Origin of the sequence: Thalassobius vesicularis (assembly GCF_004799325.1) — a bacterium.
GTDB lineage: Bacteria > Pseudomonadota > Alphaproteobacteria > Rhodobacterales > Rhodobacteraceae > Thalassobius > Thalassobius vesicularis.
On sequence record NZ_SSMD01000004.1, the window covers coordinates 66,463 to 86,176 of the forward strand.

At 57.6% G+C, this 19,714-nt stretch carries 26 protein-coding genes; 11 read left to right on the top strand and 15 right to left on the bottom strand.

Going from position 1 to position 19,714, the window contains the following annotated elements; genetic code table 11:
* Window positions 1-42 precede the first annotated feature (42 nt).
* Both E7681_RS09265 and E7681_RS09270 read right to left on the bottom strand, forming a co-directional pair.
* On the bottom strand, window positions 43-831 hold the full coding sequence (locus tag E7681_RS09265; protein ID WP_136339009.1) for an exodeoxyribonuclease III: 789 nt from the start codon (window positions 829-831) through the stop codon (window positions 43-45).
* 57 nt (window positions 832-888) lie between these two features.
* Window positions 889-1,746: a DMT family transporter gene (locus E7681_RS09270; protein WP_168733183.1), complete on the bottom strand. Its 858-nt coding sequence runs from the start codon at window positions 1,744-1,746 to the stop codon at window positions 889-891.
* Window positions 1,747-1,829: 83 nt separating this feature from the next.
* Here E7681_RS09270 and E7681_RS18940 point away from each other — a divergent pair, with 83 nt between their 5' ends.
* Together E7681_RS18940 and E7681_RS09275 are read left to right on the top strand one after the other, a co-directional pair.
* Window positions 1,830-1,970, top strand: a complete 141-nt coding sequence (locus E7681_RS18940; RefSeq protein WP_211089780.1) for a hypothetical protein — start codon at window positions 1,830-1,832, stop codon at window positions 1,968-1,970.
* 107 nt (window positions 1,971-2,077) lie between these two features.
* A complete protein-coding gene (locus tag E7681_RS09275) occupies window positions 2,078-2,938 on the top strand; it encodes a LytTR family DNA-binding domain-containing protein (protein ID WP_211089781.1) in 861 nt (286 codons plus the stop codon).
* Here E7681_RS09275 and fliP read toward each other — a convergent pair.
* Genes fliP through fliF form a run of 4 tightly spaced genes read right to left on the bottom strand, consistent with a single transcriptional unit; the run spans window position 2,935 to window position 6,128 of the window.
* Window positions 2,935-3,666 (bottom strand): flagellar type III secretion system pore protein FliP, encoded by a 732-nt coding sequence (gene fliP / locus E7681_RS09280; protein ID WP_136339012.1) that lies wholly within the window; start codon window positions 3,664-3,666, stop codon window positions 2,935-2,937. The two genes, E7681_RS09275 and fliP, sit on opposite strands and share 4 nt — an antisense overlap.
* Window positions 3,663-3,956, bottom strand: a complete 294-nt coding sequence (locus tag E7681_RS09285; RefSeq protein WP_136339013.1) for a FliM/FliN family flagellar motor switch protein — start codon at window positions 3,954-3,956, stop codon at window positions 3,663-3,665. Before E7681_RS09285 ends, fliP begins: the two co-directional genes overlap by 4 nt.
* The gene (locus E7681_RS09290; protein ID WP_136339014.1) at window positions 3,949-4,545 is read right to left on the bottom strand and encodes a FliH/SctL family protein; all 597 of its coding nucleotides are present in this window, start codon (window positions 4,543-4,545) and stop codon (window positions 3,949-3,951) included. Before E7681_RS09290 ends, E7681_RS09285 begins: the two co-directional genes overlap by 8 nt.
* On the bottom strand, window positions 4,545-6,128 hold the full coding sequence (gene fliF, locus E7681_RS09295; protein ID WP_136339015.1) for a flagellar basal-body MS-ring/collar protein FliF: 1,584 nt from the start codon (window positions 6,126-6,128) through the stop codon (window positions 4,545-4,547). The genes E7681_RS09290 and fliF overlap by 1 nt, the downstream gene beginning before the upstream one ends.
* A 120-nt stretch (window positions 6,129-6,248) precedes the next feature.
* Between fliF and E7681_RS09300 the strand changes: the two genes are divergently transcribed.
* From E7681_RS09300 to E7681_RS09340, 9 genes are all read left to right on the top strand, one after another.
* Window positions 6,249-6,788, top strand: a complete 540-nt coding sequence (locus E7681_RS09300) for a flagellar basal body-associated FliL family protein (RefSeq protein ID WP_136339341.1) — start codon at window positions 6,249-6,251, stop codon at window positions 6,786-6,788.
* A gap of 13 nt (window positions 6,789-6,801) precedes the next feature.
* Complete coding sequence (locus E7681_RS09305; RefSeq protein ID WP_136339016.1) at window positions 6,802-7,170, top strand: SlyX family protein; 369 nt, start codon at window positions 6,802-6,804, stop codon at window positions 7,168-7,170.
* A complete protein-coding gene (locus tag E7681_RS09310) occupies window positions 7,167-7,784 on the top strand; it encodes a MotE family protein (protein WP_136339017.1) in 618 nt (205 codons plus the stop codon). The genes E7681_RS09305 and E7681_RS09310 overlap by 4 nt, the downstream gene beginning before the upstream one ends.
* Window positions 7,785-7,847: 63 nt before the next feature.
* Window positions 7,848-8,717 carry a flagellar motor stator protein MotA gene (gene motA / locus E7681_RS09315; protein ID WP_136339018.1) on the top strand — a complete coding sequence of 290 codons (870 nt, stop codon included), beginning with the start codon at window positions 7,848-7,850 and terminating at the stop codon, window positions 8,715-8,717.
* A complete protein-coding gene (locus E7681_RS09320; protein WP_136339019.1) occupies window positions 8,717-10,642 on the top strand; it encodes a hypothetical protein in 1,926 nt (641 codons plus the stop codon). The genes motA and E7681_RS09320 overlap by 1 nt, the downstream gene beginning before the upstream one ends.
* Window positions 10,643-10,909: 267 nt before the next feature.
* Window positions 10,910-12,934 (top strand): flagellar biosynthesis protein FlhA, encoded by a 2,025-nt coding sequence (gene flhA / locus E7681_RS09325; RefSeq protein ID WP_246032454.1) that lies wholly within the window; start codon window positions 10,910-10,912, stop codon window positions 12,932-12,934.
* Window positions 12,935-12,948: 14 nt separating this feature from the next.
* Window positions 12,949-13,701, top strand: a complete 753-nt coding sequence (locus tag E7681_RS09330; protein ID WP_246032455.1) for a flagellar biosynthetic protein FliR — start codon at window positions 12,949-12,951, stop codon at window positions 13,699-13,701.
* A complete protein-coding gene (locus E7681_RS09335) occupies window positions 13,698-14,780 on the top strand; it encodes an EscU/YscU/HrcU family type III secretion system export apparatus switch protein (protein WP_136339021.1) in 1,083 nt (360 codons plus the stop codon). The genes E7681_RS09330 and E7681_RS09335 overlap by 4 nt, the downstream gene beginning before the upstream one ends.
* Window positions 14,777-15,154 carry a hypothetical protein gene (locus E7681_RS09340; RefSeq protein ID WP_136339022.1) on the top strand — a complete coding sequence of 126 codons (378 nt, stop codon included), beginning with the start codon at window positions 14,777-14,779 and terminating at the stop codon, window positions 15,152-15,154. Before E7681_RS09335 ends, E7681_RS09340 begins: the two co-directional genes overlap by 4 nt.
* Here the strand turns inward: E7681_RS09340 and E7681_RS09345 are convergent.
* The 9 genes from E7681_RS09345 to E7681_RS09385 are packed head-to-tail and all read right to left on the bottom strand — an operon-like array spanning window position 15,126 to window position 19,666.
* Window positions 15,126-15,617: a flagellar basal body-associated FliL family protein gene (locus E7681_RS09345; protein WP_136339023.1), complete on the bottom strand. Its 492-nt coding sequence runs from the start codon at window positions 15,615-15,617 to the stop codon at window positions 15,126-15,128. The two genes, E7681_RS09340 and E7681_RS09345, sit on opposite strands and share 29 nt — an antisense overlap.
* A gap of 11 nt (window positions 15,618-15,628) precedes the next feature.
* A complete protein-coding gene (flgH, locus tag E7681_RS09350) occupies window positions 15,629-16,354 on the bottom strand; it encodes a flagellar basal body L-ring protein FlgH (RefSeq protein ID WP_136339024.1) in 726 nt (241 codons plus the stop codon).
* Between the two features lie 7 nt (window positions 16,355-16,361).
* Window positions 16,362-16,772 (bottom strand): flagellar basal body P-ring formation chaperone FlgA, encoded by a 411-nt coding sequence (gene flgA, locus E7681_RS09355; RefSeq protein WP_136339025.1) that lies wholly within the window; start codon window positions 16,770-16,772, stop codon window positions 16,362-16,364.
* The gene (gene flgG / locus E7681_RS09360; RefSeq protein ID WP_136339026.1) at window positions 16,772-17,557 is read right to left on the bottom strand and encodes a flagellar basal-body rod protein FlgG; all 786 of its coding nucleotides are present in this window, start codon (window positions 17,555-17,557) and stop codon (window positions 16,772-16,774) included. Before flgG ends, flgA begins: the two co-directional genes overlap by 1 nt.
* A gap of 21 nt (window positions 17,558-17,578) precedes the next feature.
* Window positions 17,579-18,292, bottom strand: coding sequence for a flagellar hook-basal body complex protein (locus tag E7681_RS09365; RefSeq protein ID WP_136339027.1), 714 nt, complete (start codon window positions 18,290-18,292; stop codon window positions 17,579-17,581).
* A 3-nt stretch (window positions 18,293-18,295) separates the two neighbouring features.
* The gene (locus E7681_RS09370; protein WP_136339028.1) at window positions 18,296-18,565 is read right to left on the bottom strand and encodes a flagellar biosynthetic protein FliQ; all 270 of its coding nucleotides are present in this window, start codon (window positions 18,563-18,565) and stop codon (window positions 18,296-18,298) included.
* On the bottom strand, window positions 18,565-18,855 hold the full coding sequence (gene fliE, locus E7681_RS09375) for a flagellar hook-basal body complex protein FliE (RefSeq protein WP_136339029.1): 291 nt from the start codon (window positions 18,853-18,855) through the stop codon (window positions 18,565-18,567). The genes E7681_RS09370 and fliE overlap by 1 nt, the downstream gene beginning before the upstream one ends.
* Window positions 18,856-18,891: 36 nt before the next feature.
* Window positions 18,892-19,284: a flagellar basal body rod protein FlgC gene (flgC, locus tag E7681_RS09380; RefSeq protein ID WP_136339030.1), complete on the bottom strand. Its 393-nt coding sequence runs from the start codon at window positions 19,282-19,284 to the stop codon at window positions 18,892-18,894.
* A 10-nt stretch (window positions 19,285-19,294) separates the two neighbouring features.
* Window positions 19,295-19,666: a FlgB family protein gene (locus E7681_RS09385; protein ID WP_136339031.1), complete on the bottom strand. Its 372-nt coding sequence runs from the start codon at window positions 19,664-19,666 to the stop codon at window positions 19,295-19,297.
* Window positions 19,667-19,714 lie beyond the last annotated feature (48 nt).

The following is a 19,714-nucleotide window of genomic DNA, read 5'->3' on the forward strand; positions in this document are numbered from 1 at the left end:
GGAGCGTGCGCGGGCCGGGAACAACCCGTCGATGCGTTCAGATCACAGATCGAAGGTTGCAAAAACCGGGGCGTGGTCGCTGGGTTGCTGCCAGCCGCGGGCGTCGCGCAGGATGCGGCTGCCATGCGCAGCGTTGGAGATGTCGGGCGTGGCCCAGACGTGATCCAGACGGCGGCCCTTGTCGGCCTCGTCCCAGTCCTTGGCGCGGTAGGACCACCAGCTGTAAAGCAGCCCCTCGGGGATGTCCTGACGGGTGATGTCGACCCATTTGCCGGCCTCCATCACGTCGGTCAGGTGATCCACCTCGATCGGCGTGTGCGAGACGATTTTCAGCAACTGTTTGTGGGACCAGACGTCATCCTCGCGCGGGGCGATGTTCAGGTCACCGACCAGGATCGACTTTTGCGGCGCGTCACCGTGGAACCAGTCGCGCATCTCGGTCAGGTAGTCCAGTTTCTGACCGAACTTCTCGTTCACCTCGCGGTCGGGGACATCGCCACCGGCGGGGACATAGAAGTTGTGGATGGTCACGCCGTTTTCCAGCCGCCCGGCGACGTGGCGCGCGTGGCCCAGATCGGCGAAATCCTTGTCGCCGACATCCTCGATCGGCAGCTTGGACAGGATCGCGACGCCGTTATAGCCCTTTTGCCCGCGCGCAACCATGTGGGTGTAGCCCAGCGCGTGGAACCGTTCGAGCGGGATCTTCTCGACCGGGCTTTTGCATTCCTGAAGGCACAGGACGTCGGGGCCTTCTTCCTCGAGCAGCTTGCAGACGAGCGGTTCGCGCAGGCGGACCGAGTTGATGTTCCAGGTGGCAAGCGTGAAGGGCATGGGTCTCTCCGGTTTGGTTGGCGCACCCTAGGCGATGACGGCGGCAGGGGAAAGGGTTCAGCCGCGCAGCACCAGGATCACCCCCGCGACCGAGATCACCATGCCCAGAATGGCGCGCAGGGACAGCGGTTCGCGCCCATGCATCAGCCAGGCCATGCCCATCGTGATCAGCGGGTACGAGGCGACAATTGGCGCGACCACGGCCACCGGGCCCCGCGCCAACGCGGCGTACATGGCCACCAGCGCCAGGCCGTTGACGACTCCGACCAGCGCGAACCACAGATGCGCGGCCAGATCGAAGGGAAGGGGTGGGGCGTTGCGGATCAAGCGCACGATCCAGATCACCACTCCGGACACGATGTAGGACAGCAGGGCAGCGGCAAAGGCGTTGGGCCAGTCCTGCAGGCCGACCTTGACCAAAGGCTGCGCCGCCCCGCGCAAAAAGGCAGCGGCAAGGGGGATGCCCAACAGCCACAACGCCCCGCGCGGCAGCCCCCCCATTTGAGCCGTCGTCACCATGAACAAGCCGGTCATGACCACCGCGACCCCGGCAGCCTGCGTGGGATGGGGCCATTCGTCCAGCAACAACATGGCCAACGCGATGGCAAACAGCGGGGTCAGGTTGCCCATCGCTGCGGTCAGGTTCGGCCCCAGTCGCTGGTTCGACGCAAAGGTCAGCAGCGTCACGGCGGCCGGATAGATCAGCCCGGCGGCCCCAAAGATCAGCGCCGCGTGTGAATTCCAGTTCGCGAAATCCACGGTAACGGGGGACAGGGCCAGAAACATCACCGCGCTGGTCGGCACAGAAATCGAGCCGCCCCTGATCGGGCCAAGCCCGCGCAGACCGAACCGTGTCAGCACGATCCCCAATGCGATCAGAACGGCCGACGCGACCGAAAACGCTACGATTTCCACGAAACCCTCTTCCCTTGACGGCAGGTTGTGCGCGTTTGCACAGCAAGGCAAGCCGTAACGCTACGCTCTGTGGAAATCCCCAGTTGACCAAACGGATGAGTCTGGAAAAGGTTGCCCGTGACATCTCTGTCACGGGCAAGATTCCGATGGTGGCAAACTGGCAAAATGCCAATCGACAATTCATGACCTGGCAGGCGAAAAGCGATCGAACTCAAACTGTATAAACCCATCGGGTAAGCGTTTTTTACGAATGGATTCAGCGCAAAACCAAGTGACGAGTCACGAATTGCGCGTCATTGCCATGAATGGCAGGGCGTTTCGCGTGGACTTGTTGGGTGTCCTCCACATTTGCCTGTCGCGGCTGATGCTGCTGAAGCTGTCGCTGTTCAGCGTGATGGTCGCGTTGTTCAATCCGCCGATGTTCGGGCTGGAAACCGGGCTGGTGGGGCGGTTCTTTTACTGGCTGGTGATCTGCTATTTCGTCACCTTCCTGTGGATCGGTCAGTTCTGGCTGTACTCGCAGTTGCGGCGCCGGACGGGATGGAATGTGCCGGTCTTTCAGTTCCTGTTGCTCGGGGTCGCGGTCGTGATCATGGTCTGGACCAATTTCGCGATCACCCGGCTGCTGGTGGACACCCAAGGAGTCTCGGCCCTGAGTGTTTGGATTGATGCGCTGCGCTACTTCCTGATCGCCCTGGTGATCGAGGTGGTCACGGTGTCCTTCATCCTGCCGCGGTTTCAGCAGGTCACGTTCGAGAACCCGCCCCCCGGCCCCGCGCCGAAAAACATGCCGCCAATGACGGCCGATCCGGTGCAGGTGAAGCCTGAGGCGCCAGCCGAACCGGTTGTGCATCTGCCCGAAATCCCGGCTGAATCGCTGTCGGTGAACGGGCGCACGATCCTGCGCGGGCAATTGCAGTGGATGAAGTCGGTCGAGCACTACGTGGAGTTCCACTGCGAGACCCGATCCGCGACCGAGCGCGCCGTGCTGCGCGACATGATCGAGCAGGCCGCAGGCTGGGACGGAATCCAGCCGCACAGGTCCTGGTGGGTCAGTCATGCGGCGGTCAAGAGAATGGCGAAACGTGACGGCAACCCGGTTCTGATCCTGACCGACGGGACAGAGGTGCCGGTGTCCCGCCATCGCAGGGCCGAGGTGGAGGCGTGGCTGGACGCGGGCGGGGAAAGCTAGTTGGTCATGTAGCCGTTGACCAAGGCTCCGGCGACCAGCGTCCATCCATCTGCCACAACGAAAAACGCCAGCTTGAACGGCAAGGACACCACGGCAGGCGGCACCATCATCATGCCCATCGACATCAGAACGGCGGACACGACCAAATCGATGATCACGAAGGGCAGGAAGATCAGAAACCCGATCTGAAATGCGCGCGACATTTCCGACAGAAGAAAGCTGGGCACCAGCACCGCAAGGGGCGCGTCTTCTGCTTTGACATCGGGCTGCACTGCGTCCCTCCATCCCAGGATTTCCTGAAGGGTGGCATGGTCGATCCGCGCGGCCATGAAGGATCTGAAGGGCACCAGCGCCTTTTCAAACGCCTCCTCCGGACCCAAAGCGGATGATAGCATCGGGGCGACACCGTCGGTCCATGCCTGGGTAAAGACGGGCTCCATCACGAAGTAGGTCAGGAACAAGGCCAGACTGACGATCAGCATGTTTGGCGGCGCCTGTTGCAGGCCGATCGCCTGCCGCAGGATCGACAGCACCGTCACCAGAAAGGGAAAACAGGTGATCATGATCGCGATGCCGGGCGCCAGGCTAAGGACCGTCATCAAGACAAACAGCTGGATCGAGCGGCCGGTCAGCGTGCCCTCTCCGAAATCGATCGACACCGATTGCGCGGCCGCAAAGGTCGGGAAAAATACCAAGGCCGCAAGCAAGGCAAAGCGCGTCAGGGTCATGCTGAGATGTCTCGGAGCGTGACAACCTCGGTCAGGCGCACTGCCAGTTGGCCCTTTGCGTCGCCTTCCATTTCCTCCAACTGGCCGCGGGCAATCAGCCGGTCCCCGATGAACAGCTCGACCTGATCATCGATGCGCCGGTCCAGGGCCAGGACCGAGTTTTCCTGCAAGCTCAGAAGATCCCGGATCAATGGCCGCGCTTTCCCGACCGAAATCGTGATTTCCACCGGAAGCGCCGAGAACGGATTTTTCTTTTGCGGGTCGGCCGTCGTCTTTGACGTGTCAGGCATGTTTTCTTTTCCTTTCGGCTTCGTGTGTGAAGGCTTCCAGCGCTTCGGCAATGCCGGTTAGAACATGTGTCAGATCAATGCGTTGCTCTTCGTGATCAGTCGAGATCTCTACCTCTCCCGGTTTCATGTCCGGCGCGGCCTCGATCTTGATCGCGTAGTCGCCGAACTCGCTCAGCGCAGATTCCAGGTTTGCGCGATCTGCGCCGGAACATCTCAGCGTCATGTGGTCGCCCAGCTGATCCGCCGCCAGCTGGGCCAGTTGTTCGGCCACGAGTTGCGGCAGGGATGCCCGGGCGATTTCGGGCAGCAGCGCTTCCGAGATTTGCTGGAAAAGCGGGCGGAGCGATTTCAGCAGTTGCGATTGCGCGTCGTGAAACGTGAACGAAAACTGCTGCAAGGACGCGGCAAGATCGGCTTTATGGCGGGCGCTGTCCTCGAAATGGGCGCTGGCAGAGTCGTCCCAGCCGGCTTTGTACCCCTGCTCGAACGCCTCAAGCTGGTGCTCTTCCAGGGTCGCGTCCGTGATGACCGTTTCGGTGCCGGACCCGTGAAATTTGTCGAAATCCTGAAGGAGGTGAGTGATCGCCATTACGCTTCCTCCTCCTCGTCTTCCAGCCACATGCGCAGCACTTCGACGGTTTCATCGCGGCGGTCATTGATCAGCGAGCGGAGCCGTTCGACCGCGTTTTCCTGTGTGCGCCCCCCCTGGATGAGCGACGAGTTCTGACTGCCGACCACCGGCAGGTTCGACAGGTCGCTGTCGCTTTCGTCGATCTCTCCGCTCAGCGCCGGAGACGGGGAGTTTTCGGGGGCGGGCAAGGGCAAGGGGCGGCGGCTGTCCTTGTTGGACAGAATCGGCCGCAGCACGAACAACCCCATGATCAGCGTGACGGCGGCGACCAGCGCCAGCTTGATCACGTTGGTCAAATCCAGCGGCGGGATGTTCAGTAGGCTGGAGGTCGCCTCGGTCCCCATGGGGATAACGGGCTGGAAGGCCATCGATTTGATCGTGATGACGTCGCCCCGCTCTTCGTCAAAACCCACGGCAGAGGCCACCAGTTCCCGCAGGGACTCCAGCTCCTCCTGCTCGCGCAGTTTCAGCGTCGGGGTGCCGTTGGCGTCTGGCTCCATGATGCCATTCACCAGAACGGCGACGGTCAACCGCTTGACCGCACCCGGCGCGCGCACAACCTCGCGCCGGGTTTCCGACACGTCGTAGCTTACGCGTTCCCGGGTCTGGTTGGTTTGCTCGGACGAATCCTTGCCGCCAGCCGCATCGCCGGATGGCAGGTTGGACGCCACGGTGACGTCGCCCCCGGCCCCATTGCGCGAATTGTTGGTATTTTCTTCGGTGTCCGAGCTAACCAGAACGCGGCTTTTGGGGTCGACCAGCCGTTCCTGGATCGACTCGGTCTCGTTGATCGTGGCTACGGAGACCTCGACAACCGCGTTGTTCGGCCCGACTCGCGCCTCCAACAGGCGCTGAACGCGGTCCTTCAACTCGGTCGAGCGGTCCTCGCCCGTGTTGGCGCTGTTCTTTTCAGCCACTTCAAGCACGTTCCCGACACCGTCGATCACCACGACGTCATCCGGCTGCAGCCCGGACACCGCCGAGGCGACAAGAAATCGGATCGCCCGCGCCTGGTTCGGCGACAGACCCCCAGAGGCGATGATGGACACCGAGGCCGAGGGTTTCAGATCGCGCTGAAACGGCGTCGCGCTGGTATTCGCGATGTGAACGCGAGCTTTCGAGATGTTCGGGCTAGCCAGAATTGTGCGCGCCAGCTCGCCTTCTTTCGCGCGCCAGTAGGCGGCATTGAACATCTGCGCGGTGGTGCCGAATCCGGTCAGATTATCCAGCAGTTCGTACCCGCTGCCACCGTTTGCTGGCAGCCCCTCGCTGGCTAGGGTCATGCGCAGCTCATCCCGTTGATCGTTCGGCACGAAGATCGACGTGCCCCGTACCGAATAAGGGGCACCCCGCGCCTCTAGCGCCTGCACGACGTCACCCGCCGCTGCATTTTCCAGGCCCGCGTATAGCAGCACCATGTTCGGAGCTGTGACCATTCTGGACATCGCAAGGATCGCCGCAAACATCGCCAAAGTGGCGAAACCAACAATCACACGTTTGCGCAAATCCAGCGCCGACCAGACCTGTTGAAGCTGCTGCACGTCATTCCTCCGTCACGGCGGGCGTTCTGCCCTGTGACGGCGATATTCCCCGACCAGGCTTAACAATCGGTTAGTGCCTCTCGGTCTATTGAGGATTTGTTCAAACCGATGGGGGCATTGATGGCCGCAACTGAGACGGATGCCGCGACAGAGACGAAAAAACCTTCGAAAATCCCAATGATTGCAGGGGTTTTGCTGGCTTTGGTCGGCGCCGGCGGTGGGTTTTACGCGGTCCAGTCCGGGCTGATTCCCTTGGGCGAATCGTCCGAACATGCAGCGCCGGCCGGGGATCATGCGGCGGCCGCTGACCAATCGAATTTTGCCCTGGCGGCGGCACGCAGCGGCCCTCAGGATTACAAGAATATCGCCTTTGTCCCGATCGAGCCGCTGGTGATCTCACTGGGCACTGCGGCAGACGCCCGACACCTGCGTTTCCGGGGGCAGATCGAGGCGCCGGTGGTCCACGCGGCAGAGGTCGAGGCGATGATGCCCCGGATCGTGGATGTTCTGAACAGCTATCTCAGGGCCGTTCAGCTGTCCGATCTGGAGCGGCCGGCCGCGCTAGTGGAAATCCGAACCCACATGTTGCGCCGAATTCAGATCGTCATGGGGAAGGGACGTGTGAACGACCTTCTGGTGATGGAATTCGTTTTGAATTGAGAGAGGGATGAAGATGGAATTTGTTGCTGACTTACTGCTGGTCGCAGGCGCGCTTGGCGCCGGGGTTTACTGTTTCGTCCTGTCGCGCAGGCTGAGCCGGTTCAACGATCTGGAGAATGGGATCGGCGGGGCCGTCGCTGTGCTGTCGTCGCAAGTCGATGACCTGACCCAGACGTTGACCTCGGCCCAGAAAGTGGCGGAATCGTCGACGGTTTCGCTGGATGACCTGACGGACCGGGCCGAGCAGGTCGCGCGTCGATTGGAACTGCTTGTTGCGTCCATGCACGACTTGCCCGCAGCCGAAGCCCCGCCGCAACACAAGCCGAAAACACGCCCCGAGGCGATGTTCTTTCGCCACGGGCAAGAGGGGCACCAGCAATGAGCAAGAAGAAGGTGCGATATCATCGTGTGGGACGAAGCGCGCTGTCGTTGATCGCGCTTTTCCTGCTTTGCTCGGGCGTCATTCGGGTCGGTGTGAACAGCGGGCAGGCTTGGGCAAAGGCATCGGAAGTATTGAGCAAAATCGACGCGCCCAAAGAGGCACCGGAGCCCCATGACGTGGTGCAGCAAGAAGTGTGCAAAACCGATGAGGATCTGCGAGCGGTGTTCGAGGTCCTGCAAAACCGTGAAAAACGCCTGAACGAAAAAGATGCGAAAATTACGGAACGTATGGCGATGCTTGCAAATGCAGAGCGCGACATTTCCGTCAAACTCGAAGAGTTGAAGGCGGTAGAGGACGAGCTGAGCCGCACTCTGGCGATCGCCGACCAGGCTGCGGAAAAAGACATCGGAAAACTCGTTGCGGTTTACGAAGCGATGAAGCCGAAGGACGCGGCCCTGCTGTTCGAGGAAATGGAACCCAGCTTTGCAGCAGGCTTTCTGGCGCGAATGCAGCCAGAACTGGCCGCCGGAGTGATGGCGGGCCTCAGTCCGACCGCTGCCTACACGATCAGTGCCGTACTGGCAGGACGAAATGCAGAAGCGCCAACTCAATAGGTTGGTCAGCATTTCTTAATGCCTGTCGATCAATCTGCGGAAAAACGTAGGAGTCAAAATTAGATGTTTGGGCTACTTGGGATCGTTGTCATCTTTGCAATGGTTTTCGGAGGCTATATCGCCGCCGGAGGCAAACTCGGGATCATTCTGAAGTCGCTGCCTTTCGAGATGATGATGATCGGGGGCGCTGCAGTCGGGGCGTTTTTCATCAGCAACGACCTGTCGGCCATCAAGCACACGCTGAAAGATATTGGGAAAGTTTTCAAAGGCGTGAAGTGGAAGCCGGAAGACTACAAGGATCTGCTTTGCCTTCTGTTCGAACTTATTCGAGTGGCACGAACCAATCCGGTTGCCTTGGATGAGCATATCGAAAATCCAAAGGAATCCGCGATTTTTTCAAAATATCCCAAGATCTTGTCCGATGGAGAGGCTGTTAACCTTATCTGCGATACGCTTCGTTCGGCCGCGATGAACTACGATGACCCTCACCAGGTCGAAGAGGTCATGGAAAAACGGATGGAGGCGAACCTCCACCACGCTCTGCATTCCAGTCACGCGCTTCAGACCGTTGCCGACGGCCTGCCTGCGCTTGGGATTGTTGCCGCTGTTCTCGGTGTGATCAAAACCATGGGGTCAATTGACCAACCACCTGAAATCTTGGGAAAAATGATCGGCGGCGCATTGGTGGGGACGTTTTTGGGCGTTTTCCTAGCTTACGGACTCGTCGCGCCATTTGCCTCAAAAGTTAAGGCAGTTGTTGAAGAGGATGGTCAGTTCTACCAGCTGATCCGAGAGGTGCTTGTCGCAAACTTGTACAAGCACCCGACCAACATTTGCATCGAAGTCGGCCGCCAAAATACGCCCTCGCACTGTCGCCCCAGTTTTTCGGATCTGGAAGAGGCTCTTAAGGTTGTCAAGCAAGGGGCGGCATAATGAAACGGCTCGTTAAGTTTGCCTTTATTTTGTCCTTGTTGCCGAGTGTTTCACTTGCAGGCCCAATTGTGGTTCGGACTGGAGAGCACGGAGATTTCACTCGCGTTGTTCTGCATGTGCGTCCGAACGATTCTTGGAGTTTGGAGTCAGAAGGAAGCCAGTACAAAGTATCCTTTGCAGACAAAAGTGTGGATTTTGATCTTTCCGATACCTTTTCTAGAATAGATAGAAATCGGCTGAGCGCGGCAGTCGCTAGCCCCGGCGTTCTTGATCTTACGCTCGGATGTGAATGCGAAATCCAGGCAGAGGAAAGTAGTGGCGATATGCTGGTGCTCGACATACGCCCTGCCCACGTTAAAAACGAAACAGACGTGGTTGACGGATCAAAGTCAGAATATCCTCTATTAGAAGAGCAGCAGCGTTATTCAGAGAGAGTTTCACCGGCTCGTTCCCTAGAAATGCCAACTGATGACGTGGTGAATCCAGACGTCGCGCGATTGGTGAAAGACTCGGAAAGGAATTTGATTGAACAATTGAGCCGGGCGTCGGGGTTGGGTTTGGCAAAATTCCAGGCCACACCTACTTTCCCAAATGGGATTGAGGTCAAGGCTGAGGAAAAAATCAGCTCAAGCAGTGTCAACCTGAATGCATTTCCCAACCTTGATGAAGAATTAGAAAGAGTGATGAGCGAGGGCAATGCCGGTGCTGCCCAGGCTGCGTGTGTATCGAACTCCACGTTGTCGTCAATATTTCATGAGTATACGGACGGGTTTTCGGATAGTCTTGCCAAACTCCGAAGTGAACTGGCTGTAGATGGGGACGGAGTTGATGAAGCACTTAAACTTGAATTGGCAAAATTGTATCTCAGCTTTGGGATGGGCGAGGAGGTAAAAAACCTTGTTCAATCGACAAAGCAAAATCAAATGTGGGCGCTAATTTCTGACCTAGCAGACGCCATAACCAATCCGGAAGAGGCAAGCGGTGCATTTGATAAATTCAGGTCCTGTAATTCCGACATCGTTTTTTGGGCGATTTTGGTTGGTCGGAAAACTTCCGGTATCGGTGGCAAGAAATTGCTATCGTCGACCTCAGCTTTTCTAAAGTTACCTGAGCAATTGCAGGAGGTTTTAGCGTCCCAGTTTGCTGAAATCCTGATGGATAGGGGTGAGGGTGAATTGGCGCAGACTGTGCTTCGAAAAGCGGATGAAGGGAATGAGCTAGAAACTCAACTCGGGTTAGAATTGCCTGCGACTGATGACGTGTCAGAGGGTGCCAGGTCTGGTGATGCGCAGATTGCTTCACAGCTGATCGCGAAAAACTCCGAAATGGCTCCAATGCACCTTATAGATTATGTTCAACGAGAGGTGAGGGTTGGTCGAAATGTCGACATTGAGACGAGTGAGCTTTTGAAAGGCTATTACAACCAGCATCGCGGAAGTGATATTTCGGAGGATTTGATTGTGGCGTTAGTGTTGGCTGATTCGAGTTCAGGGCGATTTTCAACTGCATTCAAAATGTTATTAGATACAAATATCAAGAATACTGCGGCTTCGAGAATTTTTTTCGAGCAGCTAACGGAAAATGCCTCGGATTATGAGTTTCTGAAGTACATAACTTTGCTTTCTGAATTTGATCAAGATAAACTTATTCAAGCCAATAGCCAAGCCTCTGACCGTATGCAAAAACTTGGGATATTTGATGAATCTGACAAAGTTCTCTCTCCCACTGCTAAAAAGTTAGAGGTTAAACTTGAGGTGGAGCGATCAAATGAAGTGAACACACTGGATCATTCTTCTCAGGATCAAAAAGGTAGTGATTTAATCACGGAAAGCCCTCTCACTTTTGGAGGGCAACTATTGGGGCAAAGCAAAGAGTTGAGGCGGGTTGTCGCTCAGTCAATGGCGAGGCTGCAGATATCAAAATAGTGTTTCTTGCATAAGCTTAACGCCTGGTAAACTTTACGCGGTTGCCAGCGATGGATGTTACTCCAAGACAACGTAATTGAAATGCAAATATCCATTGCGAAAAGGCCAATTTTTACGAAATTTTTATTGTCTGATCTCTAATATTTTGATGCTGGAGACGCTGTAATTAATTGGGAAAATGAGATCCATGGTCTTAACAAAGGAAGTGAAAGCGTGAACTTTCATAAGTGGATGCTTAGACCCCCGGTTTTGCTCGCGCTCGCTCTCATGGCAATCATCGTTATGATGGTTTTGCCGGTTCCAGCGTTTGTTTTAGACGTTGGCTTGGCGGTTTCCTTTGCGCTTGCCATTCTCATATTTACAATGACGCTTTTTATAGAAAGGCCTTTGGATTTCTCATCTTTTCCGACGGTGCTGTTAGCATCTTTGATGTTGCGACTTTCGCTAAATGTATCCTCCACCAAGCTGATTATCGGAGAGGGCCACACGGGTACTCGCGCTGCTGGAAATGTTATCGAAGGATTTGCCAACTTTGTAATGGGCGGCAACATTTTTCTTGGCTTGGTGGTTTTTGGCGTTCTCTTGATCGTCAATTTCATGGTGATAACAAAGGGCGCCGCACGAATGGCGGAGGTTGGCGCTCGTTTTGCATTGGACGGTATGCCTGGCAAGCAACTTGCCATCGATAGTGACATGTCTGCCGGTGCCATTAACCATGCAGAGGCGCGCGAACGGCGGGAACGCGAACAGCTCGAGACTACATTTTTCGGGTCGCTCGACGGTGCTTCGAAGTTTGTCAAAGGGGACGCGGTAGCTGGCCTTCTGATCACGCTTTTGAACTTGGTTATGGGATTGATCATGGGGGTCGCTGTTCACGGCATGCCCGTCTCAACCGCGTTTGAGACCTATGCGATTTTGACTGTCGGGGACGGTCTGGTGACCCAAATCCCGGCTGTGATTATTTCGATCGCGTCCGCCCTGCTTCTGGCTCGGGGCGGTGCGATTGGGGCTACGGACCTGACTTTGCTCAAACAAATGGGGGCACATCCGACCGCGCTGGCGACGGTTGCAACGATTATGTTGCTGTTTGCGCTGGTGCCAGGCCTTCCTTTCCTGCCTTTTGTTCTCGGTGGGGGCGGCCTTGCATACGCGGCCTTTCATTTGCACCGAAAGCGCCAGGCTATGGCAGTGGACGAACAAGTGTCGGCACCGGAACCTATCCCGCGTGACAAGCCGATCGCTGATATTCTCGCCCTGGAGGATATCCATCTCGAATTTGCTCCGGACCTAGTGAACATGGTTTTGGATCCGGCTACGGGACTGGATGTTCGCATTTCCAACATGCGAACGCATGTGGCGAGCGTTTATGGGCTTATTTTGCCCGAAATTCGCCTGACGGATGAGCCCGCATTGCCCTCCGGCTCGTATGTGATCCGGATTCAAGGGGTAGAGATTGCGCGCGCCAAACTGCGTTCCGAAAAGGTTTTGGCTCTCTTGTCCGGTGATGCAAAGGCGTTGCCGGCGGGTGAAGACATCGCCGAACCGGTCTACAACGCTCCTGCGCGATGGCTTGAAAAAACGGACCAGGAAGCGGCAGCACTTGCGGGTGCAACAATTGTCCTACCGGCCGAGGTTCTTGCGACCCATCTGCTTGAGGTGGTCAAACGCAATTTCAGCAAGTTGCTGACATTCAAAGCAATGCGCCGATTGCTGGATGAAATGGTTAACCAAACCGATCGCGCCAGATCTGAGGCAAACCGCAAACTGCTGGATGATCTGATCCCTGAAAAGGTGCCTTTCGAGACCTTGCAAGGCGTGCTGAAGCAGTTGCTGGAGGAACAGGTATCGATACGAAACCTGCCGCTGATCCTTGAGGCGATTGCCGAAGGGCGCGCTTTCAGCCCGAGCATCGACATCATCAGCGAACATGTTCGGCAAAGGCTGGGATTTCAGCTGGTTGCGGGGCTGAAACGGGCAGACGGTACGATCCCCCTCATTCAACTCGCGCCAGAATGGGAAGAAGCGTTCACCGCATATCAGCTGGACGGAGATATCGGCGGCAGCAATGTTGCGCTTCCGCCCGATTTATTCAATCGGCTGGCCAGCAACATGTCGGAAAAGGTGTCCGAGGCAGCAGATCGGGGGATCTTTGCGGCTGTCGTGACCTCGACGCAGCGGCGCAGATTCTTGAAAACGCTGGTAAAGGCCAAGGGAATTTCGGCACCGATCCTCTCATTTGATGAGATCGGCCTGGAGGCCCGCCCCACCCTAGTCGGGGTCGTCGCGCCGTGAGCGGATTGCCGGTATTGTTCGAATACTGGAACGAGGGCCTGTGGCACGGGTTCTTGGTTTTCTTGCGCGTAACGCCGATTGTGGCGCTGTTGCCCGGATTCGGAGAGCAGTACGTTCCCGTACGGGTCAAGCTTGCTTTGGCATTGGTGGCGACGGTCGCCATCGCACCGATGATCAGCGTGGCCGATGTCGAGGCTTTTGAGTTGGTCGGTCTGGTTCGCTTCGCCCTCGCAGAGACTTTCGCCGGATTGATCTTTGGCCTGGGTTTACGACTGCTGCTGATGGCGCTTCAAACGGCCGGCACTATCGCAGCACAGTCGACGTCACTTTCGCAAATATTGGGCGTCTCATCCGAGCCGATGCCGGCGATTGGGCAACTATTTGCGATCGCTGGCACAGCGCTGGTCATGCAAGCAGGTCTGCACGTAAAATTTCTGGGATTAACCATCATCACTTATGATTTGATCCCATCGGGGGAGTTCTTTTCTCCAGCACAGGTCTCAAGTTGGGCGCTGGCGAATGTTGCGGCGGCCTTTTCACTCGCCTTTCAGCTGGGGGGTGCCTTCGTTCTTGTGTCCTTGCTTTACAATCTCGCGCTTGGGGCCATTAATCGGGCGATGCCGCAGTTGATGGTCGCATTCGTTGGCGCTCCAGCGATCACTGCCGCCGGCCTGGCGCTACTCGCGCTTCTGACGCCTTTCCTTCTGACCATCTGGCTCGAGGCCCTAGACTCCTTCTTGGCAAATCCATCGGGGGTAGTCAGATGAGTTCTGAGGACGACTCAGACAAGTCTTTCGAGCCGACCCAGCGGAAGCTCGACGAGGCGCGCAAGAAAGGCGAGATTGCTCGCTCAAATGACATTATCGCGGCCTCGTCACTTGCCGGTCTTCTGTTGGCGCTTGCGGTTTTCGGACAGTCTGCGTCGATGGGCCTGGGTGGTTCCCTCGCGGCCATCCTTGCGCGCGCGGATTCAATTTCAACCGACCTGTTTGCAGGCGGGTCGGGCACGTTAACTGGTCAACTTCTTGCAGAAGTCGGGCTTCATATCGGGGCTTGGTTCGCGTTCCCGGTCCTGGCTGCTTCGATAGCGATTTTCTTGCAGCGCGCGTTTCTTTTTACGCCCCAGAAGCTGATGCCAAAGCTGCAAAGAATTTCATTGGTCTCGAACGCAAAGCAAAAATTCGGGCCTGCGGGCTTGTTCGATTTCGGCAAGAACTTTTTGAAACTGGTGGTGTTCTCCACGGTTCTGGGGATTTTCATTTACTCCAGTTTTCCGCTTCTAGCTCTGAGCCCTGGCAGAGAGCCGGCGCTTACCATTGTGTTCCTGGGATCAATTTCGCTGCGATTTTTGGCTGTCGTGGTGGTGGTAATGTTTGTGTTCGGGGCGGTCGACTATCTGTGGCAGCGGCATCGGCATCTTCAGAAAAATCGAATGTCGATGAAGGAAATGCGTGACGAGCACAAGGAAGCCGAAGGCGATCCCCACATCAAGAACCAGCGCAGGCAACGGGCCCAACAAGTCGCATCGCGCAATATCGTGACCGAGGTCAAATCGGCCGACGTTGTGATTGTGAACCCCACGCACTACGCCGTGGCGCTGAAGTGGGACCGAACCGCCAAAGAGGCGCCGCGTTGCGTTGCGAAAGGCGTGGACGAAATTGCGTATCAAATCCGACAGATAGCACGAGAAAACGGTGTCCCGATTCACTCTGACCCACCAACAGCCCGGGCGCTGTACGCCAGCACGGATGTGAATGCCCAAATCCGAGAAGAGCATTTCAGGGCCGTCGCCGTGGCGATTAGGTTTGCTGAAAAGATGCGCAAGAAAGCGAGTAGTTTCCGATGAGTGACAAAGAGAAATTGCGGGAGTTGGCTGAGATCACGGATTTGGTTTTCGCGATGCAAAGTGCGGAAATCCAGGAAACTACACGCCAACAAGCTCTTATCGAAAGCAAATTGGCGAAGTTGTCAAAGGCCAGCGAAGATGCCCAGGCACGGTTTCAAAGCGACGTGGGCCTTCGTTTCGGGGGGGCTGATGTGATGTGGCAGGCTTGGCTTGGCCAGCAGCGCAAATCGCTGAACACCGAATTGGCGGCGGTCCTCGCCGAAAAGGAGCGCCGTCTGCAGAAGATGAAGTTTGCTTTCGGCAGAAAAGAAGTTGCTGCGAAAATGTGTGCCGAAGCTGCTGCGATCAAACGTTCTGACGAGCGAGATCCGTGATCAGAACATTGGTGATCTTGTCGCCGGATACCTGCTTGGCCACTGCTAAAAGTGACCGACGCAGCGAGGCCATTTTTGATGCGTTCGTGAACGCACCCTGAAATCCACCCATGTTGGAGTGGTCAAACAGCACCTGGAGAAAGCTGTCCCGCAGTTTGGGCTCCATCGCGAAAATGCTTTCGCTGTCGGCCGATTCAACTTCCAGGCTGATCGACAGTACCACGATCGAGCTGACCTGATCCTTCTCGATCACCGGCACGATGAACTGGTTGTTCAGCTTCACATATTGGGGCGGGCTTTGGGGCTCACCCTCGTGATCCGGGTTGGCATGATCGGACGCGGCAGATGAATGGTCCTCGGCAGTGACAGCGTGCGGGGCGGCGCCGGTTTTCAGGTAAATGCCAGCTCCGATGCCGGCGCAGACGCCCAACAGGGGAAGGATCAGCGGGATCAACTTTTTCATTGGTGTGCTCCTCAGAAAGGCAGGGCCCGGCCCAGAATTTGCTGACCGTAGCGGGGTTGCTGCACTTCAGATATCTGCCCCCGACCACCATAGGAAATCCGCGCCGAGGCGATCTTGTCGTAGGTGATTTCATTCTGGCGCGAGATGTCCTGAGGGCGGACGAAGCCAGCGACCACGAGTTCGCGAAGTTCGAAATTGACCCGGACCTCTTGCAGCCCCTCGATCGAGAGGATTCCGTTTGGCAGAACCCCTGTCACGGTCGCGGCGATGCGCAGTGTCAGTTTCTCGTTCCGACGCACCGCGCCGTCGCCACTCGATTCACTCGAGGATCCAATGGAAACCGCCTCGTCCATGCTGGCGCCTTCGGGCATGCGCCGGTTCAGGCGCTGTGAGATGCCGAACAGGTGGGGCAGGGAAAGCGATTCAGTGCCGTTCCGACTGCGCGAGGTCGAATTGCTGATCTCGGCCTTGTCGTCGATTTCCACCACCACGGTCAGGATGTCCCCCTGCTTTAGCGCGCGCCTGTCGCCAAGCAACGATGATTGGCCCGAAGTCCAAAGCGATGAGCGATCAACCCGCCGTTTGTCAGCCACAAGGGGTAAGCCGGGTGACAGCATCGCCAGCTGTTCGGAATTGCCCTGAAGCGGAGAAAAATCCGGGGCGCGACCGATGGGGCCTTGCCCGCAAGCGGCTGCAAGGCATGCGCATGTCAAAACAATGGGAGTCCGCAGGTTCATTCTAACCTCACTTAACAATCACAGTGCCATCGGGCTGCGCGCTACCCCATACAACGGTCCGCGAGTCCAGATTCATCACGCGCAAGCGATCCCCGGCGCCGGCCCTGGCGAGTGCGCGTCCGACGACCTGGATCGTCAGCCCTCCGCGCTCAAACAGAAGGGGCACGATTTCATTTCGATCGACGACCGCAGGTTCGCCGACATCACCGCGTCGGACGGGATGCCCTGCGTACAGGGCGACCCGGGTTTCCAGGCCGATCAGCTCTGTCGGGTCGGATGGCACGCCCGCGATGTCGCCCGGCCTGACAGCCAGATCCGCCGCAGTCACGACTGTTTGGGGGCGCAGCGTTCGCGTGGTGACGACGATGTCGGCGAAAGCTGGTGTCCCGATCACAAGAAACAGTAGCAGGAACCGCATCACCGCACCTGCGTCGTTGCGCCCAGCATTTGATCGGCGGCCGAGATCACTTTGGCGTTCAGCTCATATCCGCGCTGGGCTTCGATCAGTTCCGTCACTTCGCGGACCGCGTCGACAGAGCTGTCCTCCAGATAGCCTTGGCGCAGGGTGCCAAGCCCGTCCTGACCTGGGGTCGAGACATTGGCCGGCCCCGAAGCCTCGGTCTCGGTGAACAGGTTGCTACCGATCGCTTCCAACCCCTTGGGGTTGGAAAACCCGGCCAGGGAAAACTGCCCCAGCAGCTGCGCCTCGGCTGTTTCCGAGAAATAGGCGTAGACCTCGCCGTCCGCGTTGATCGATATCGACAGCGCATCTGAGGGGATCGTGATTTCCGGCGACACGGGGTATCCGTCCGATGTCACGATCAGACCATCGGCTGATCTTTTGAGGCCACCGTCGCGCGTATACGCTGCCTGCCCGGACGGGAGCGTGATTTCGAGAAAGCCCTTGCCATCAATGGCGACATCCAGATCGCCCTGTGTTGCCGAAAGCGAACCCTGTGCAAGATGGACCGAGACCGCCGCCGGCCGGACGCCCAAGCCCAGCTGAACGCCGGTCGGCAGCACTGTGCCATCGGCCGCATTCACGGTGCCTGCCCGTGCCAGTTGCTGGTAATGCAGGTCGGCAAATTCAGCACGTCGGGCGTTGTACCCGGTGGTCGACATGTTCGCCAAGTTGTTCGAGATCGTCTCGACACGCATTTGCTGTGCTGACATCCCGGTTGCAGCGATTTTCAGAGCGCGCATTCTGCACCTCCTTTTGGTGAGTTAGCTGGTGAAACTGCGAAGCGCGTTCTTCACGCGCTCATCTTCGGCCTGAAGAAAACTTTGCCCCATCTCATAGGCGCGCTGGACTTCGATCATCCGCGCGATTTGGCTGATCGGGTCCACGTTAGAGGCTTCGAGAAAGCCCTGAACGATGCGTGCGTCCGGGGCGGGCTCAAAGCCCTGATCGGCGCGGAACATGACGCCATCCTCGCGCACCAGATCCGAGGCTTCGAGGGGTTGATAAAGGCCAACCTGCGCGATGGGGCGGCCTGAGGCCGATACGGTGCCGTCCGCGGCGATCTTCAGATCCGAATCCCCGGGCGGCAGGAAAATCGGCGCGCCGCCCGAGTCGAGCACGTGAAATCCGTCGTTCGTCACAAGGTTCCCAGCCGCATCGGGCGAGAAACTGCCCGCCCGGGTCAACCGTTCGCCGCTTGGCGTTGCGATCAGAAAGAAGCCTTCGCCTTCGATCGCCAGATCCAGCGTGCCGCCGGTCTGCGTGAGCGATCCCTGCAGCATCGAGGTTTGCCGGATGTTTGCCGTCGCCATCGAGAGAGACTCGCCGTTCGACGTGTCCTTGACGTGCTCGGAAAACAGCAGCCCCTCTTGCCGAAAGCCGGTCGTGGCGGCGTTCGCGATGTTGTTGGCGATCACCTGCATTTCGCGCATCAGGCCGGATTGCCGGGTCAGTGTCGTGTAGCCTGTGTTGTCCATTGGCTATCCTCCAACGATTGCGGGGATGATCTTGTTTTGGAAGAACGAAACCATCGTTTCGGCCATGAACCCCATCGAAACCCAGAAGACCGCGACGATGGCCAATAGCTTTGGAACAAAGGTCAGCGTCATTTCCTGGATCGAGGTCAGAGCCTGGAACAGGCCAACCACAAGGCCGACCACCAGGGCCACGCCCAGAATGGGGGCCGACACCGTGACTGCGGCCCAAAGGCCCTGCCGAAGCGTGTCGAAATAGATGGCTTCGTCCAGCATCACACGGGCATCCGCAAGATTTCCTGATAGGCCTCGACGACCTTGTCACGGACCGCCACCGCGGTTTCGACAGCCAGTTCCGTTTGCGCCAGAGCCTGAACCAGTGCATGCGGATCGGCGTTTCCGGACATCGCGGCCTTCGCGGTATTTTCGGCCTCTTGCATGCTTTGGGCGAAATCGCGGGCGGCGTCTTTCAGCATCTCTCCAGCGGTGCCGCTGCCGGGCAGGGGCGACGTAGCGGGTTTGGCGGCTGCATAGTTCTGCGCGGCAAAGGGGGTGCGGATTTCCATTCTGTTTCTCCTGTTTTCGAGCCGGATTTTCCGGGGTTAACGACGAAGCAGATCCAGCAGGCTGGCCGACATTTGCCGGGCCTGCTCGAACATTTTCAGGTTGGCTTCGTAACTGCGCTGCGCTTCGCGCGCGTCGGCGATCTCGATGATCAGATCGACGTTCGACCCTTCGTAGTGACCGGAGTCGTCGGCAAGCGGATGCGACGGGTCGTACAATAGCTTCAGATCGGACTGATCCAGATTGACCTTGCCGGTGCGGACCTCAGGAACACCGCCTTTGGCATCCGTCGCGTTTTCGAAGGAAACGCTTTTGCGTCGGTAGCCTGGTGTGTCGGAGTTCGCGATATTTTCCGAGACGTGCCGCAGTCGGCTGGCCTGCGCTTTCAGACCGCTTGCCGCGACGCTGAGGGCTGATTGAAAGTCACTCATCCCAACCTCCTTAGCGTCGACCAATGGCGCCGCGCAGGATCGACATGCTGGATTTGTAGATCGCCAGTGCCTGATCGTGCTGTTGTTTCGACTCGACCGCCTTGACCATCTCGGCCTCGATCGAGACGGCGTTACCATTCGGCGCAGAGCCGTCGCCCGAGGCGAACGGCTCCAAGCCCGCGACCGTTTGCGGGAGGCGGTTTCGCGCGGTCTGTCCGGCAGCGTTGCTGCGTTGAATGACTTCGGAAAACGAGGTGATTTCAAGCGGCTTGTAGCCCGGCGTGTCCGCATTCGCGATGTTCTGAGCGATCAGCGCCTGCCGTTTCCCGGCGTGGATGGCCATCGATTGGGCCATTCGAAAAATGTCCAGATTCTCAAACATTCGGGGTTCTCCCTTGGCGATTTCAATCAAGGCTTAACCCTGATTCCT

What these genes read in the sequence shown, in the direction of transcription:
- E7681_RS09265 (WP_136339009.1), bottom strand. Translation starts at nt 831, where the DNA reads ATGCCCTTCACGCTTGCCACCTGGAACATCAACTCGGTCCGCCTGCGC.
- fliP (WP_136339012.1), bottom strand. Translation starts at nt 3,666, where the DNA reads ATGACCCTGACGCGCTTTGCCTTGCTTGCGGCCTTGGTATTTTTCCCG.
- E7681_RS09285 (WP_136339013.1), bottom strand. Translation starts at nt 3,956, where the DNA reads ATGCCTGACACGTCAAAGACGACGGCCGACCCGCAAAAGAAAAATCCG.
- E7681_RS09290 (WP_136339014.1), bottom strand. Translation starts at nt 4,545, where the DNA reads ATGGCGATCACTCACCTCCTTCAGGATTTCGACAAATTTCACGGGTCC.
- E7681_RS09300 (WP_136339341.1), top strand. Translation starts at nt 6,249, where the DNA reads ATGGCCGCAACTGAGACGGATGCCGCGACAGAGACGAAAAAACCTTCG.
- E7681_RS09305 (WP_136339016.1), top strand. Translation starts at nt 6,802, where the DNA reads ATGGAATTTGTTGCTGACTTACTGCTGGTCGCAGGCGCGCTTGGCGCC.
- E7681_RS09310 (WP_136339017.1), top strand. Translation starts at nt 7,167, where the DNA reads ATGAGCAAGAAGAAGGTGCGATATCATCGTGTGGGACGAAGCGCGCTG.
- motA (WP_136339018.1), top strand. Translation starts at nt 7,848, where the DNA reads ATGTTTGGGCTACTTGGGATCGTTGTCATCTTTGCAATGGTTTTCGGA.
- E7681_RS09320 (WP_136339019.1), top strand. Translation starts at nt 8,717, where the DNA reads ATGAAACGGCTCGTTAAGTTTGCCTTTATTTTGTCCTTGTTGCCGAGT.
- flhA (WP_246032454.1), top strand. Translation starts at nt 10,910, where the DNA reads ATGGCAATCATCGTTATGATGGTTTTGCCGGTTCCAGCGTTTGTTTTA.
- E7681_RS09335 (WP_136339021.1), top strand. Translation starts at nt 13,698, where the DNA reads ATGAGTTCTGAGGACGACTCAGACAAGTCTTTCGAGCCGACCCAGCGG.
- E7681_RS09340 (WP_136339022.1), top strand. Translation starts at nt 14,777, where the DNA reads ATGAGTGACAAAGAGAAATTGCGGGAGTTGGCTGAGATCACGGATTTG.
- E7681_RS09345 (WP_136339023.1), bottom strand. Translation starts at nt 15,617, where the DNA reads ATGAAAAAGTTGATCCCGCTGATCCTTCCCCTGTTGGGCGTCTGCGCC.
- flgH (WP_136339024.1), bottom strand. Translation starts at nt 16,354, where the DNA reads ATGAACCTGCGGACTCCCATTGTTTTGACATGCGCATGCCTTGCAGCC.
- flgA (WP_136339025.1), bottom strand. Translation starts at nt 16,772, where the DNA reads ATGCGGTTCCTGCTACTGTTTCTTGTGATCGGGACACCAGCTTTCGCC.
- flgG (WP_136339026.1), bottom strand. Translation starts at nt 17,557, where the DNA reads ATGCGCGCTCTGAAAATCGCTGCAACCGGGATGTCAGCACAGCAAATG.
- E7681_RS09365 (WP_136339027.1), bottom strand. Translation starts at nt 18,292, where the DNA reads ATGGACAACACAGGCTACACGACACTGACCCGGCAATCCGGCCTGATG.
- E7681_RS09370 (WP_136339028.1), bottom strand. Translation starts at nt 18,565, where the DNA reads ATGCTGGACGAAGCCATCTATTTCGACACGCTTCGGCAGGGCCTTTGG.
- fliE (WP_136339029.1), bottom strand. Translation starts at nt 18,855, where the DNA reads ATGGAAATCCGCACCCCCTTTGCCGCGCAGAACTATGCAGCCGCCAAA.
- flgC (WP_136339030.1), bottom strand. Translation starts at nt 19,284, where the DNA reads ATGAGTGACTTTCAATCAGCCCTCAGCGTCGCGGCAAGCGGTCTGAAA.
- E7681_RS09385 (WP_136339031.1), bottom strand. Translation starts at nt 19,666, where the DNA reads ATGTTTGAGAATCTGGACATTTTTCGAATGGCCCAATCGATGGCCATC.